Here is a 12,769-nt window from a genome sequence, read left to right as displayed (position 1 = left end):
GATGCCGTGACGGCGCCGTTCGTGCTCATCGCCGGCCAGGGCGGGGCGGCGGACAAGCTGCTGCTGGACAACCTGTACTTCACGGCGGAGTAGCCAGCGGCTCGGGCCAGGAGAGGACTGTTCCTCCCTGACCCTCCTGCTCGGCTCAGGGAGCCATCATGGGCGAGGGCTCTACCCGTGTCAGCGCGGCCATCAGCCCCGCGGGCCCGAAGGGCTCATTGCGGCGCAGGCACTCCAGCAGGGCGGCGCGGGCAACCCGGTGCATGAGGTCCGAGTAGGAGTAGGGAACCTCGCGATTGCTCTGCCGGACCAGGGTCTCCACCTCGGTGGGGGTATGGTCGCTCCCTCGGAGCAGGTGCTCGAACAGGCGCTGGCGCTCAAGCTGCCCGGGCCGGGTGAACTCAAGCGTCAAGGCGGCCCGACGCCGGATGGCGGGGTCAAGCGCGTTCACCCGGTTGGTGATCATCAGCACCGCCATGCGCACCTTCTCCCGTGGCAGGGTGTCCAGTTGCTTGATGAGCACGTTGAGCCCCGCACGGTCCTCGTGGTGGGCCTGCTGCTCGGAGCGGCTCATGCCGATGTCGTCCGCCTCATCAATGATGAGCAGGCCATATCCCTTCCCCACCTTGGACTTGGCCTGGGCGAACGCCTCGGTCACCCTCGTAGAGAGTTCTCCCACGAGCCCGGTGCCGCGGATATCGGAGGGAGTCTCCAGGACCCGCACCTTCTCCCCGAGCTCACGAGCGAGGGGGGTACCCACGGAGGTCGCCAGCGCGGTCTTCCCACAGCCGACCTCACCGCTCAGCAACACCAGGGGGGTCGTTCGCTGAGCGGTCGCCGCGAGGGGAAGCCCCTCGGAGTGGTGGCGCTTGAGCCATTTGGAAAGGCGATCCGGAGCCAGCAGGAGGAGCAATTCCTCGAGCAGCAGCTGCTTCTGGTTCTCCAGGCCGATAAGCGCGTCGAAGCCTTCCTGCGCCTGATCCGACGGGTGAGTCGTCTCCACGAGTTGCATCCCAGCCATTACCAGTCCCCCATTCGCTTTCGAATCAGCCCATAGCCCTGGTCCGAGTACGCCCTGTCCCGTGTTCCCTCTCCCTGGAGCGATGACCCACCGGAGACCCAGTCACGCCTCGTCAGCTCGGTGTCCGTCTCCGAGTCCAGCTGCCCCTCCCGGAAGGAGACGAAGATGGAGCCCCGGGTGCCATCCGGCAGCATGTAGAGCCGCTGCCCGCCGGAGCGGGAGCCCTCGAGCAGCGAGCCGTCATCGCTGACGTCGTACCGGAACCCGACCCGCTGCCCCTCGGGCGTCCTGAACTGCAGCTCGAAGTACGCAACGACTTGGCGGAACAGCATGTACGTCAAGTCGTCATTCCACTTCTGGGCATTCTCCAGCGAGATGAACCCCCGCCTGGCGGCGCCCACGAGCTCGTCGAACACCGACTTCATGACCTCCCGGACCCGGGCCTCGGTGAAGGTGGAGGTCCTGGTGTGAGAGAAGGTCATCCGTCCACCTCGCAGTGGTTCCTGAACGGATTGCCGAACAGCTCCACCAGGGACTCCAGGCTCGCGACATCATCTCCGCGGAGGTCTGCGGCAAGCGCCCGGTTGATGCTGTCGCAGCCCTCTTCCAGCCATTCCGCCAGCTCTTCGACCTGGAACTTGTCCCACTGCGACACGACGTTGTTCTCGGGATTGACCGGGTCGAGGACCGTCCACACGGCGTTGCCCGAGGCGGCCGGGATGCGGGCGAAGTCGGAGAAGGCGACCCGCTCCCGCTTGCGCACCGTGCCGGCCAGGAGGCTGAACCACCGCGATAGCGTGCCGGCGTAGGTCTCCTCGACCTCGAGGCGGTCGTAGGCGTGCGCGCAGAGCAGGTCGAGGAGCATGGACGGCACGTCCTTGAGGACGCGCGCCCCATCCACCCGGAACTCCCGCCACCACTTGAGGAGCCGGACGCAGTCGTTGAAGCGGACCCGCCCCGCCAGCAAGTTGCTCTTCCCGCTGCGGGCTGTGACGAACTCGATGTGCTTCTGGACGGAGGTGTGGCGCCTTTCTCCGTTGGAGCGCAGCAGCACCTGGGCAAAGTCGTCCCCGGGGACGGCGAGCATGGGCACCAGATCGTAGCGGAGCTTGGTGCCGACGAAGTCGAGCTGGATGGAACTTCGCGTCGGGGTGCGGCTGGTCTCCGGATATGAGGTCTGCGCGTAGCGGGCAAAGCGCCGGAGCAACTCATCGATGCGCGCGCCGTCCTCGTCACGCGGCGAGACGACGAAGGGGAGGTCCACGTCCTGGCCCTCGACGTAGGAGTGGCCTTGCAGGTGCCTCCTCAGGCCCGTCTTCTTGGCGAAGGACCCGGAGTTCGGGGTGGAGCGCACCGTCAGCCCGTCCGCCTCCGCCTGGCTGCGGATACGGTCGCGGATCTCCTGCGACTGCTTGATGATGATGTCGTCCTTGTCTCCCGCGCGAATCCAATCGACGAATGAGGACATACGGCTGTGGAGCTGGCTCCTCGTGCTCAGCTTGACCATGGGAAGTACCTCTTTAGGGAAAAGGGTTCCACGCACCACGGTGGGTGGCGTGCAAAGCGTTAAGGGCAGATGAGGCTCTAGAAGACGTCGACCGAGGGCTGGCCGTCGGCCGCCGCACGGAGACACAAGCGCCATTTGTAACGAGGCGTTTTCTCCTGCTCGAAGTTGTAGACGTAGCAGGGCCGCATCCAGGTCGTATTCAGCTCCTGGCCCAGATGGAAGGCGATGCTGACCGGGACTGCCGCGAAGATGTGGACGCTCCGGACGTCGGGGTTGCTCGTGAGCTGAACGTCCAGCATCTGCCGGAGCTGCTGCGCGTAGGCTTGTGCCTGGGACTTGCGCCGGATGACGCCTCGTCCGAACGACTCAAGCCGGCCGTGGAGGTCGAGCCTCACTTCCTCGTCCTTCAGCACCTCGCGACAGTCTTCGAGCCGGACGGTAGCGGAGATGGAGAGCCGGAGCCTGGCGGCAGTCCCTGACTCGTGGCGCTGGTCCTCAATGATGAGCGGCGGGAAGGGCGCACTGGACTCCGCCTCCCAGGTGAAGCGCTTCTTGTCCCGGTCGTACTCGAAGACATGCACCGGGCGCGTCTTCGCCAGGTAGCCCGCGAGGACAGCCAGGGGGACGAAGGGAAAGCCGAAGTAGACGAGCTCGCTGCCGCGCTCCGAGAGGGCCCGCCGGAACCTTCCGCGAGAAGAGACGAGCTGCCGGACCTCTGCCTCGAGCTTCTCCCTGCTCCAGTCGCGGCCCTCCAGCGCACGCGTGTGGTCGATGGGCACTTCGCGAACGGTCCGGTTCAGGAAAAGCTCCGGAGCATCGGGCGCGTCAGGCGCCGTATCAGCCTTGGCATAGGCCTCGTGGCGGATGAGCACGAGGTCGCCGCGCGTCCCTGGAGGAGGGGGCGCAGGAGGAGCAACGAAGGGCCGGAGCGCGGCTGCGTCATCCTCGCGTGCGTAGAGCTGGAGCGAGGCCCAGTCCTTGTGCCGTTGCTCAATGTGTAGGCGCCGCCGGGCGATGGAGAAGGCCTTGCACAGGTCCTTGCTGCTACCGAGCAGCTCGGCATAGAGCGTCTCGGTCAGCAGGTTGGATCCCTCGGTGGACAGGGGCATCCTGGAGGCAATCACCGCGGGGACCCCCTGCCGATTCAGCATCTGGGCAACGCTCCCCACCAGGGGGCCCGGCCGACCAGCATCGCCGCTCTGACAGGCGCACAGGGTGACAAGCCGGAGCGAGCGGGCATCCCTGAAGAGTGGTCGCAGTTCCTCCGAGTCGAGGTGCTCAGGAGGGTGTCCCTTCTTCAAGGAGTCCAGGCGCAGCCCATAGGCTCCGTTGGGCTTCACTCCGCCATGGCAAAGCAGGTGGAGCGCGGTGACGGGTCTGGCGGTGTCGCTCAGTGCATTCGCTAGGGACGTCCGCGTCACCGGAGAGAGCACGTCGCGGTCCAGGTCGAACTCGAAGCGCTCCTTGCGGCAGGCCTCAGCAATGGCTTTGAGGTGACCGGCAATGGGCAGCGCACCGTCAGTCGCTGGGACTGCCACCAGGATGCGCCCCACAGGGCGAGGCAGCTCGTCCTCGGGCGGACGCTGCGGCCACTCGTAGCGGATGCAGCAGTCCGGCAGCTCGACGAGAGGACCGCCACCGGGTTTGAGCTTCAGCAGCTCCCAGGGCAGGTAGTACAGCTCGGGCGCATTCGAGCGGATGGTGACGTGGATGGGACGCCCGGCCTTGCACGCCTGGTTGATGCGGTCCTCATCCTTCGCCCACGGCGTCCCGTGTAGGAAGTCCTGGAGGTACTTCCCCAGCCTCGCGAAGACGTTGGAGTCCGGGATGGGCTTCTCCAGGTCGGCCATCGCCTGCACGAACTCGGGCTCACCCCAGGGGAAGGTGGCCCTGCTTTCATCCCGGTCCGTGTGCTCGATGCGGTACTCCCGGGGCCCGGTTGGAACCTCATGCGGGTCCTGAATGCGGGTCAGCAGCGAGAAGCTGAGTGAGACCTTTCGCGGGCTGGAATTTCCAGACATGGGCGTGTCTTCCAATGATGAGGTGAGGCACCGCAAATACAGACGCCAAGCGTGCGGTTATTACCTCGCCTCTTCAGTGCGTAGCGCCAGCCGCGCCGCGGGGTCTCCGAGCAGCACGTAGCCGGCGAGGTCCTGCCGCCGCAGCCAGAGCTCCGCCTTGTCCTGTGGAGCCACGGAGCACGGCTTCCCGGCCTCGCGCTCCAGCGCCTCCCGCAGGTAGAGCACCGCCAGCGTGCTGTTCGCCTCTCCGAAGAAGCGCAACAGGGTGTGGATGGCGGCGCCGACGCGGCGGCTATCGAGGAGCGCCTGGACCACGCCCAGGAAGCGGGAGGGCATTCCTCGGCCATGGTCATCGAAGCCAGAAGTCCAGGCGAGGTCCACATGTCCCATGACGGCCAGCGGTCCCTCCGGGTTGGCCAGCACGGTTTGAGGGAGCGCGGCGATGAAGGGCCGGTCCCCTTGCTTGGGCAGGGCACCTGCCAGGACACGGGCCGCCTCGGGGTCCGTGCTGGCGAGGTCGCGCAGCCATGGCGTGTAGGAACTCGGCGCCGGGGTCCCCGCGCTGAAGCAGGCAAGACAGAACCACACCCCTCCAGGAAGAAAGGGCCTCGAAGCCAGGTCTGCAGCTGTGAGGAGCTGTCCGCCCGGAAGAACGAGTGCCCCCTGTCGCTCACGTTGCTGGGCAAGGGAAGGCCATCCCTTACGAGGGGTCCCCGCTCCGTGACTCAGCGAGAACAGTACGGACGGCCCGGGCTCCGCCGCACGTGCCAGCAGTTCCCCCGAGGGGTCACCCGCCTTGCCAATGATGTCGTGGACCTCGACCAGCGGCCGACCCTCGTCCGTCGTCCGGCTGCGACAGTCCGAGACGCCCGGCTCGATGAGCATTTCCCGCCCCCACCGGGTCGCGTCCGAGCCGTCCAGAGCGGTGTAGAAGATCACGCGCGGCCGGTGTGCGCGGGCCTCCGTGGCCTCCCAGCGCAGCACCTTATCGACGTAGGCGTCGTAGCCCTCGTCCGTCGGGAACGTCAGGCGGCCCACGAAGGCATCCGTGCCCAGTTCCTGCTGCAGCTCCAGCGAGACCTCGTCTAGGTCCCCCAGCAGCAGCAGGTATCGCGGGCGCTCCGCCTCAGACACGGCTTCGTCCCGGAAGACCGTCCGCTTCCAGTTGGCGGCGCTCACGCCATCCATGCCGGGCGGCACACAGTAGATCTGAGCAGGCCTTCCTCCCTGCTGCGCCTCGCGGTGCTCCCGCAGCCGGCAGACCCGCGCGAGCAGCTGCTGGCCCCGCGGCCCCTGTGGCACCACGAGGCCCCACCGTTGCCGGGAGAGCCGGTCATGGTCACCACTGGTGTCCCACAGCCGCTCGGGAAGGTCGAGCGGCTCGGGCTTCGAGGGAAAGTGAAGGGCTTCCATGGGAAGCCCCTCTGGAATCACGGGCTGGCCGTCATCGGCATGGGCCAGGAGCAGTTCAAGAGCCATGGTGGAGTCCTTCATCGGGTGAAGTACCTGCGAAGGCGCGGCTCCGGGAGCGGTGGCAGGGCCCGCAGCTCCACCCGGGCTCCTTCTCGCTTCATCTGCTCGATGAAGTCCCCGAGCTGATCCTCCACCCGGCCCACGCGCATGAAGTGCTCCTCTGCCTGCGAGCCGAGCATTCCGAGCGCGAGGAACTCGGCCGGGTCATGCACCGGGATGATGAAGGTCACCCGGTTGGAGCCGTCCCCTCCCGACCACAGGGCGCCTGTCGGGGACGGCGCGTACCGCTCCACTCCGGTGGCGACCAGCCCGCCAACGGGAGGGTTGGGGGGCTTCTCATACTCGTGTCCCTCCCAGGGGGGATCGCAGACGTAGCGCTCCAGCAGCCAGTGGGGCAGCGGGGGCTTCGCATAGAGTTCCACCCTGGCTCCCTCTCGGACGTTCCGGGAGATGAAGTGCCCGAGGTGGTCGGCCACCACGCCCCGGGCCACGAAGCACACCTCCTTCGAAGCTCGGGCTACACCGAAGCCGACGAACTTGGAGGGCGGTGAGGCGGGCATGAGGAAGATGCGCCGCTCGGAGGCTTCCTCTCCGCTCCAGAAGGGGGCGTCGCTGGAGAACTCAAGGTCATGGTACGGCAGGCTTGGCTTGCTCAAGGAGGGCTCCTGTCCAATGGGTGGAGTCCCTGAAACCACCCGCTGAATAGGACGTGACCTGCCTCGGTCGTTACCTGCCGACGGAGAAGAAACGCCTCAGTCGAAGAGCAGGACGCTGTGAATCCATGAACCACCCCTGCCTTCAGCCAGCCAGCGCATGCGCTCGTCGCGGAGCGCGATGGCCGGGTCCACGCCCGAGCGCATGCGCTCACGGACCGCGTCGAAGAATGTGCCTGCCTCCAGGTCGAGAATCTCCACCGTCGCGGCGAGCACGCCGCGCGCCCCTGCCTCGATGAAGGCGGCAGGAAGGCTGAGTGGCTCGTGGAGTGCGTACGCGGTGTGCGCAGCGTGACAGGCGGCCAGGACGACGAAAGGCGCGCCTGATAGCCGAGCAGCCCTGACCCTGGGTGCGCGCAGCTCGCTCCTCCCCTGCTCCGAGGCCAGCAGCAAGTAGGAAGCGTCGGAGTATCTATTGAGGACGCCGTGCGTGAAGAAGTCGATCTCCGTGGCGTTCTTCATCGCCGCAAGCACCCGGGTGGGCGTCGCTTCCGCCCCCGCGAGGGTGTCCCGCTGCTCACCAAGGACACGGGCTGGAGTCCAGGTGTTGAGGCGCCTGAGAGGCGTGCCAGAGGGCAGCTCGACGTTGGTGACCACCAGGCGGACCGGACGGAGTGTCGTGGTCGGAGAGCGCTCCGACAGACGCGTCAGGTAGCTCCAGGCCATGTCCGGGGGCAGCAGGCCGGGCCGGCCATGCAGGGGCGGACGGGCGATGACCTGCACCCGCGTGCATGCCCGGAGAGGTGCAAGGAGCACTTCCGGCACGAGCCCGTCGAGCTGTGGCCCCAGGGGCTCGCGCCGTAGCGCATCGTAGTGGCCGAGCTGGTCCCCCGCGGCCCCTCGCACCACGAGCAGTGTCCGCTCCGAATCCACGGCGGCTACCAGCAAGCACTGCGGAGGGAGCACCTGCCCGCGCTCGCGTGCTACCAGCTCCAGTGCTTCATCGAAGGCGCCGCGGCGGCCCGCTTCCAGGATGAGCGAGGTGAAGCTATATGCGCGGGCCCTTCGTGCTGCCAGGTCCTCTTCTGGGCCGTGGGGCTCTGCTTCTTCGATGGCCTTCCAGAGCAGGCTTCGGCCCTGGCCAGCATCCCGTTCGATGAAGAAACGCCCGAGCACATGGGTGGCAATGGCCTTCTCTCCGGGGCCCAGGCCGTGCATGGCTTCGTTCAGCGCACGTCGCAGGGCGGCCTCATCGTCCGGCGCAGGCCGCATCCGCGAGATGTCGGCCAGGGTCAGCGCTCCACTGAAAGACAGCGGCAGCCCGGTGGCCAGCGCCGCATCAATCTCGGCGCGCGCTTCTTCCACCCGCAGCTGGTGCAGGGCGATGTCCGCCAGATGCTGGCGGACGCGGCGGACCGTCTCCAGGTCGTCCGGAGCACCCGCGAGGAACTCCGTGAAGTAGGCACGGGCGAGCGAGGCATCATTCACGAAGCGCGCGACCTGGGCGAGGTCCCAGAGGAAGTCCCGCTCCAGGGCCCACTCGTTGCCGGCACGGGCCTCCTGCCATCCCTCCGTTGCTTGATCTCGTGCGGCGTCGAACTGGTACAGCTGGATGTAGAGACCCGACAGCTCGCGCCGCAGGAAGATGCAGCGGTACTCCAGCCCGGGCGCGGGGCAGAGCTGTCTGGCCTGGACGAGCAACTGGACGGCCTGCTCCTTGCGTCCCGCGCGCTCCTCCACCGTCGCACGCACCTGCGCCACAAGCAGCTGGAACCAGCGGTCGCCCGTGGCGCTGGCCATGGCTTCGAAGCGGGCAAGATGAGGCCCAACGGCGTCCATGAGGACGAGCGCCCCCAGGAGGATGTCCTCCTCGTCCGACGCCAGCAACTCCGTGAGGAAGGGCTGCCGTCGCTCTGCCGGGAGCTGTTTCCGGACGAGCGCCGCATAGTCCTGAGCCAGTGGCGCGCGGCGCGAGAAGTCGGCATCGGCGACCCGGCGCACATAGGCCTCGAGTACGCCTGCCTCGGACCGGGCATCCAGTTCCTGGGCCAAGGGCACCAGCGCGAGGGCCCGCTCCCGGTCGGGTGCAGCCCGGACGGCGTCATAGAAAAGGAGCCTGGCGATGTAGAACTGGCTGAAGCCCTCGGGCGGCGAAACCGGAGCCGGGTCGAGCAGAGCCTTGCCCGCCGCGACAGCCTCGTCCCAGCGCGCATGTCGCTGGGTGGCATCCCCTTGCAGACTCTCGGCGCGCTGGGTGGCTTCCTGGGCCCAGCCTTCCTCCGCCAGGGCTGCCATCTGCCTGAATGCCCGGGCCGCTGTGAGCGGGAGCTTCAGTTCCTCAAGCGCCAGCCCTTGGTTCCACATTGCCTGAGGGTGCCTGGACTGCTTCGCGAGGGCTGCATCGGTATGGCGGAGGGCTTCCAAGAACTCGCCCGAGACCAGCTTGGCCACGGCGCTGTCATTGTCCCGGTCCGCAGAAGGCGGCAGTTCCTTGAGATGCTGAATGGCCTGCTTCGTGAAGTCCTTGTCATTGCGTACAAGGTAGACGGCCGCAGCGCCCTGAGGGTCCGCCTTCTCCAGGCGAGCCAACTCCTCAAGCGGCAGCCGCTCCGCTCCTCTGTCACTTCCCATCGTTTTCGATGCAGGAGGACGATAGCGGTCAGCATCTCGATAGGAGAGACGCCCGTCCAGCAGGCGCTGGGGACGGTCTGCCAGCCAGACGGCTCCCTGTCCCGGGCTGGGGGTTGAACGCGGCCAAACGCCCATTACCAGCAGCAGGAGCACGGACATGGAGGCCGCAGCCAATAAGGCGGTACGTCTCCATAGAGGCAAGGGCCCGGGCGCCGGCGAAAACGACTGGGGCCGGGGCCCGACTCGCTCGAAATGGCGCTTGCCGATGAGCTTGAGATGGAGCAGCTCCGTGAGCTCTCGCTGACAGCGAGCACACTCCGGAAGATGGTCCCGGAAGGTCTGTGCCGCATCCGGCGGCAAATCACCGTCGATGAAGGGCTCGAGCTTGTCACAGGCGCCAGCCATCAGTTCACCCCCGATTGGAGATACTTCCGGAGAATGGTGCGCAGCTTGACGCGTGCATCGTGCAGCCGCTTGGCCACTGTTCCAGCTCGAATGCCAAGCTCGCGAGCAATGTCGGGGTTCTTCTTTCCGGCGACATGGAGTTCGAAGGTGGTACGGCCCACCGAGCCCAGCAGGCTGATCGCCTCTTCTATCTGCTCTTCCGAGAGGGACTCGTATGCTGGCGGAGGCACAGGTTGCTCGTTCCTGGATTCGGCAGCCAGGCTCAGGTCGCTCACCCTCCGCGCCTGTACACGCTGTTTCCGGCACTGGTCATAGAAGATGTGGGTGAGAGTGGTCACCAGCCACTTCGCGGCGGTGCGCTCGTTCGGCAGTGGGCTTGCGCTGCCAAAGGTGGCCATGAACCGGGTCAGAGTCTCCTGGACGAGATCCTCTGCATCCGGTGCATTGCGGCAGATGACCTTTGCCTGGGCCAGGAGCCAGTCGCGGAGTTGCAGCGCAATCGCCCCCGCCGCGTGGCTGCGGTCTCCCATTCCCATCAAAGGTGAGGCCCCTCCATGGATCGCCGCATTCTGCTCTACGATATGCAAGGGCCTTTGCGGCGCGCGAGCCTCCATCACTGCAGCGGAGGAGGCCTCCGCAGGCAGTTTCTCTGCCAGTGGGGTTGTATGGGACACCAGGGCGTTGGGTGGGGCCATGAGGATCTCGTGCCCACCCGGACGGGAATCGCTGGATTATTACCTCGGAATTTCGAAGGGGTGACCTGACCGACTGGGTGCCAAGGTCTCCTCACGTCCTGCCGTCCTGCCGGCGCCGCTTCTTCTCAGGGGAGGGCTTCGGCTTCTCGTCCTCTGGCAGGGAGTCCATCCACGCGCGCATCGTCTCGGCCTGCGTGGCGCGGCCGGATGCGGTGAGGCGCTCAGCGGCCTTCGCCGCCTTGAGCACTACCCGGGGCGGCTCGGAGCGGAAATTTCCTTCACGGCCCTGGGCGCCTGGTGGACGGAGGAGCGCATGCCGGCGCCGGGTCAGCGCGCCAGCCGCTGAGCCCGTGGCGCTCCACGCGTCGTCGGCGTGTCAGGCGCGCTTCGCGTACCGGGGAGACAGTGCCTTGTCCGCGAGCCAGTCCGCCGCGTCCGCCCACAGCGAGTCGCGGAAGGGCGCGCGGAAGAAGCCGAAGTGGCCGATGGCCTGTCCCAGCTGCTTCGGAGAGAGCAGCCGGTGGTCCACGACGGCATCCGCGTAGACGGACAGCAGCGCGCGCACCGAGGCCGGCGAGGCGATGGGGTCGTCCGTGAAGCTGTAGGCCCGTAGCGGCAGGTACAGCGAGGCATAGGCCTCGCGGCGTGCCTCACCGCCCTCGCTCAGCAGGTAGCTCGGCGCCAGGCACCAGCGCGCCCACTGCTCGGCCACGCCCGCGGGCAGGTCCTCCGCCGTGCCGGCCCAGCCCGGCAGCTTCCCGTACGCCTTCACCAGCAGGGGCGCCAGCACGCGCCAGTTGAGCGCCATGCGCAGCCGCTGGGGAAAGAGCCGGTAGTAACCCGAACCCGACGCCACCGTGAGCAGCGCCGTCACCGCGCGCGCATTGTCCGCGAGCCCGAGCAGCTGTCCGCCCGCGCTATGCCCCACCAGCAGCACCCGGCGGCCCGGGAAGCGCTCGCGCACCGTGTCGATGGCGCCCGCGAGGTCCTTCGCTCCCCAGTCCTCCATCCGGGCCCCGAAGCCCACGAGCGACGCGGGGCGCGAACCGCCAATGCCCCGGTAGTCATAGGTGACGGTGGGCAGGCCCCGCCCGGCGAGGTACGCGGCGAAGCGCGCGTAGTACCGCTGGCGCGCCCCCGTGGCGGAGCTGATGAGCACCACGCCTCCCAGCTCCGCGCCCGTGTGGGGGTAGAGCGTCCCGGAGAGCGCGTAGCCGTCCCGGGCCCGGATGGGAAACGGGACTCCCGGGCCGGTGTCCAGGCTGAGGCCCGTCGCGTCCGACGTCGTCTCCGGCACCGCCGGTCCCACTTCCCGCTCCAGCATCGCCGCGTGAGCCATGTCCGTCCTCCCGTCATGGGGACCGCCGTGCGCGCCCCATTGTCGCGAGATAGCGCCGGGAGGGCTGCACGGATGCAGTGCTTTGCTGCACCATTGCAGGCATGGACATGCGATGGGACGACCTGCGGTACCTGCTGGCGGTGGCGCGCCAGGGCTCGCTCGCGGGCGCGGCGCGCGAGCTGCGCGTGGATGCCACCACGGTGGGACGCAGGCTGGACGCGCTGGAGAAGTCGCTCGGCACGCGGCTGGTGCTGCGCGGCGCACGGACGCTCGCCCTCACGGAGGCCGCGGAGGCGGTGGTGGCCCGGGCGCGGGAGATGGAGGACTCCCTGCGCTCGCTGCACAGCGCCGTGGCGACCGAGGCCCGCGCCGTGGGCACCGTGCGACTCACCGCCACCGAGTACCTCGCCCACGCCTTGATTGCTCCGCGACTGGGCGAGTTGCACACGCGCCATCCCGGCCTGGACCTGGAGCTGGTGGCGGGCAGCGAGTTGGTGGACCTCCAGCGAGGCGACGCGGACCTCGCGCTCCGGCTCGCGCCGCCTCGGGGAGACGCGCTGGTGGTGCGGAAGGTGGCGGACGTGGCCTTCGCCATGTACGCGGCGCGCGGCTACCTGCGCCGCCACGGTGCGCCCAGGCCCGGGGACTTCCGCGGGCACTGTGTCCTCCTCTACCGCGCGGCCCTGACCTCCGGCGCCGAGTCGGACGAGCTGAAGCGACTGACGGCGGGCGCGCGCCGGCTCCTCCAGAGCAACAGTTCCACCGTGCTGCGCGAGGCGGCCGCCGCCGGGCTCGGCGTCGCGCTGCTGCCGTGCCTCAGCGGTGAGCGGGACTCTCGGCTGACGCGCGTGGGCGCGGGCGTCCTGGCGAAGCGGCCCCTGTGGCTCGTCGTCCACAAGGACCTGCAGCGAAGCCCGCGCGTGCGAGCCGCCTACGACTGGCTGGCGGAGCTGTGCCGGAAGGAGCGGGCGGGGCTCGGTGGCAGCGAGGGCGAGGCCCGGTAGCCATGCTGGGCGACCCGACC

At 68.1% G+C, this 12,769-nt stretch carries 10 protein-coding genes; 1 reads left to right on the top strand and 9 read right to left on the bottom strand.

What is annotated here, in order from left to right:
- Positions 1 to 145: 145 nt before the first annotated feature.
- The 9 genes from G4D85_RS41810 to G4D85_RS41765 all read right to left on the bottom strand — a co-directional run bounded on the left by G4D85_RS41810 (position 146) and on the right by G4D85_RS41765 (position 11,745).
- Complete coding sequence (locus G4D85_RS41810; RefSeq protein WP_205525937.1) at positions 146 to 1,003, bottom strand: ATP-binding protein; 858 nt, start codon at positions 1,001 to 1,003, stop codon at positions 146 to 148.
- A gap of 17 nt (positions 1,004 to 1,020) precedes the next feature.
- Positions 1,021 to 1,503, bottom strand: a complete 483-nt coding sequence (locus G4D85_RS41805) for an HORMA-1 domain-containing protein (RefSeq protein WP_164019861.1) — start codon at positions 1,501 to 1,503, stop codon at positions 1,021 to 1,023.
- Positions 1,500 to 2,528, bottom strand: coding sequence for a CBASS oligonucleotide cyclase (locus G4D85_RS41800; protein ID WP_205525936.1), 1,029 nt, complete (start codon positions 2,526 to 2,528; stop codon positions 1,500 to 1,502). Before G4D85_RS41800 ends, G4D85_RS41805 begins: the two co-directional genes overlap by 4 nt.
- 77 nt (positions 2,529 to 2,605) lie before the next feature.
- The gene (locus tag G4D85_RS41795; protein ID WP_164019859.1) at positions 2,606 to 4,549 is read right to left on the bottom strand and encodes an SAVED domain-containing protein; all 1,944 of its coding nucleotides are present in this window, start codon (positions 4,547 to 4,549) and stop codon (positions 2,606 to 2,608) included.
- A gap of 60 nt (positions 4,550 to 4,609) precedes the next feature.
- Positions 4,610 to 6,028 (bottom strand): hypothetical protein, encoded by a 1,419-nt coding sequence (locus tag G4D85_RS41790; RefSeq protein ID WP_164019858.1) that lies wholly within the window; start codon positions 6,026 to 6,028, stop codon positions 4,610 to 4,612.
- Between the two features lie 11 nt (positions 6,029 to 6,039).
- Positions 6,040 to 6,678, bottom strand: a complete 639-nt coding sequence (locus tag G4D85_RS41785; protein WP_164019857.1) for a hypothetical protein — start codon at positions 6,676 to 6,678, stop codon at positions 6,040 to 6,042.
- A 96-nt stretch (positions 6,679 to 6,774) separates the two neighbouring features.
- On the bottom strand, positions 6,775 to 9,465 hold the full coding sequence (locus G4D85_RS41780) for a CHAT domain-containing protein (protein WP_164019856.1): 2,691 nt from the start codon (positions 9,463 to 9,465) through the stop codon (positions 6,775 to 6,777).
- 245 nt (positions 9,466 to 9,710) lie between these two features.
- Positions 9,711 to 10,406, bottom strand: a complete 696-nt coding sequence (locus G4D85_RS41775) for an RNA polymerase sigma factor (protein WP_205525935.1) — start codon at positions 10,404 to 10,406, stop codon at positions 9,711 to 9,713.
- Between the two features lie 376 nt (positions 10,407 to 10,782).
- Positions 10,783 to 11,745 (bottom strand): alpha/beta hydrolase family protein, encoded by a 963-nt coding sequence (locus G4D85_RS41765; protein ID WP_164019853.1) that lies wholly within the window; start codon positions 11,743 to 11,745, stop codon positions 10,783 to 10,785.
- Positions 11,746 to 11,852: 107 nt separating this feature from the next.
- On the opposite strand from G4D85_RS41765, the gene G4D85_RS41760 reads away from it, so the two are divergent.
- On the top strand, positions 11,853 to 12,749 hold the full coding sequence (locus G4D85_RS41760) for a LysR family transcriptional regulator (protein WP_205525934.1): 897 nt from the start codon (positions 11,853 to 11,855) through the stop codon (positions 12,747 to 12,749).
- The last annotated feature ends 20 nt before the right edge of the window (positions 12,750 to 12,769 follow it).

The sequence above is a fragment of the Pyxidicoccus trucidator genome, assembly GCF_010894435.1.
Lineage (GTDB): Bacteria > Myxococcota > Myxococcia > Myxococcales > Myxococcaceae > Myxococcus > Myxococcus trucidator.
This window is presented reverse-complemented; position numbering and strand designations above follow the sequence as displayed.

Coding starts and splice junctions, on each gene's coding strand:
- G4D85_RS41805 (WP_164019861.1), bottom strand. CDS start 1,503: ATGACCTTCTCTCACACCAGGACCTCCACCTTCACCGAGGCCCGGGTC.
- G4D85_RS41800 (WP_205525936.1), bottom strand. CDS start 2,528: ATGGTCAAGCTGAGCACGAGGAGCCAGCTCCACAGCCGTATGTCCTCA.
- G4D85_RS41795 (WP_164019859.1), bottom strand. CDS start 4,549: ATGTCTGGAAATTCCAGCCCGCGAAAGGTCTCACTCAGCTTCTCGCTG.
- G4D85_RS41790 (WP_164019858.1), bottom strand. CDS start 6,028: ATGGCTCTTGAACTGCTCCTGGCCCATGCCGATGACGGCCAGCCCGTG.
- G4D85_RS41780 (WP_164019856.1), bottom strand. CDS start 9,465: ATGTCCGTGCTCCTGCTGCTGGTAATGGGCGTTTGGCCGCGTTCAACC.
- G4D85_RS41775 (WP_205525935.1), bottom strand. CDS start 10,406: ATGGCCCCACCCAACGCCCTGGTGTCCCATACAACCCCACTGGCAGAG.
- G4D85_RS41765 (WP_164019853.1), bottom strand. CDS start 11,745: ATGGCTCACGCGGCGATGCTGGAGCGGGAAGTGGGACCGGCGGTGCCG.
- G4D85_RS41760 (WP_205525934.1), top strand. CDS start 11,853: ATGCGATGGGACGACCTGCGGTACCTGCTGGCGGTGGCGCGCCAGGGC.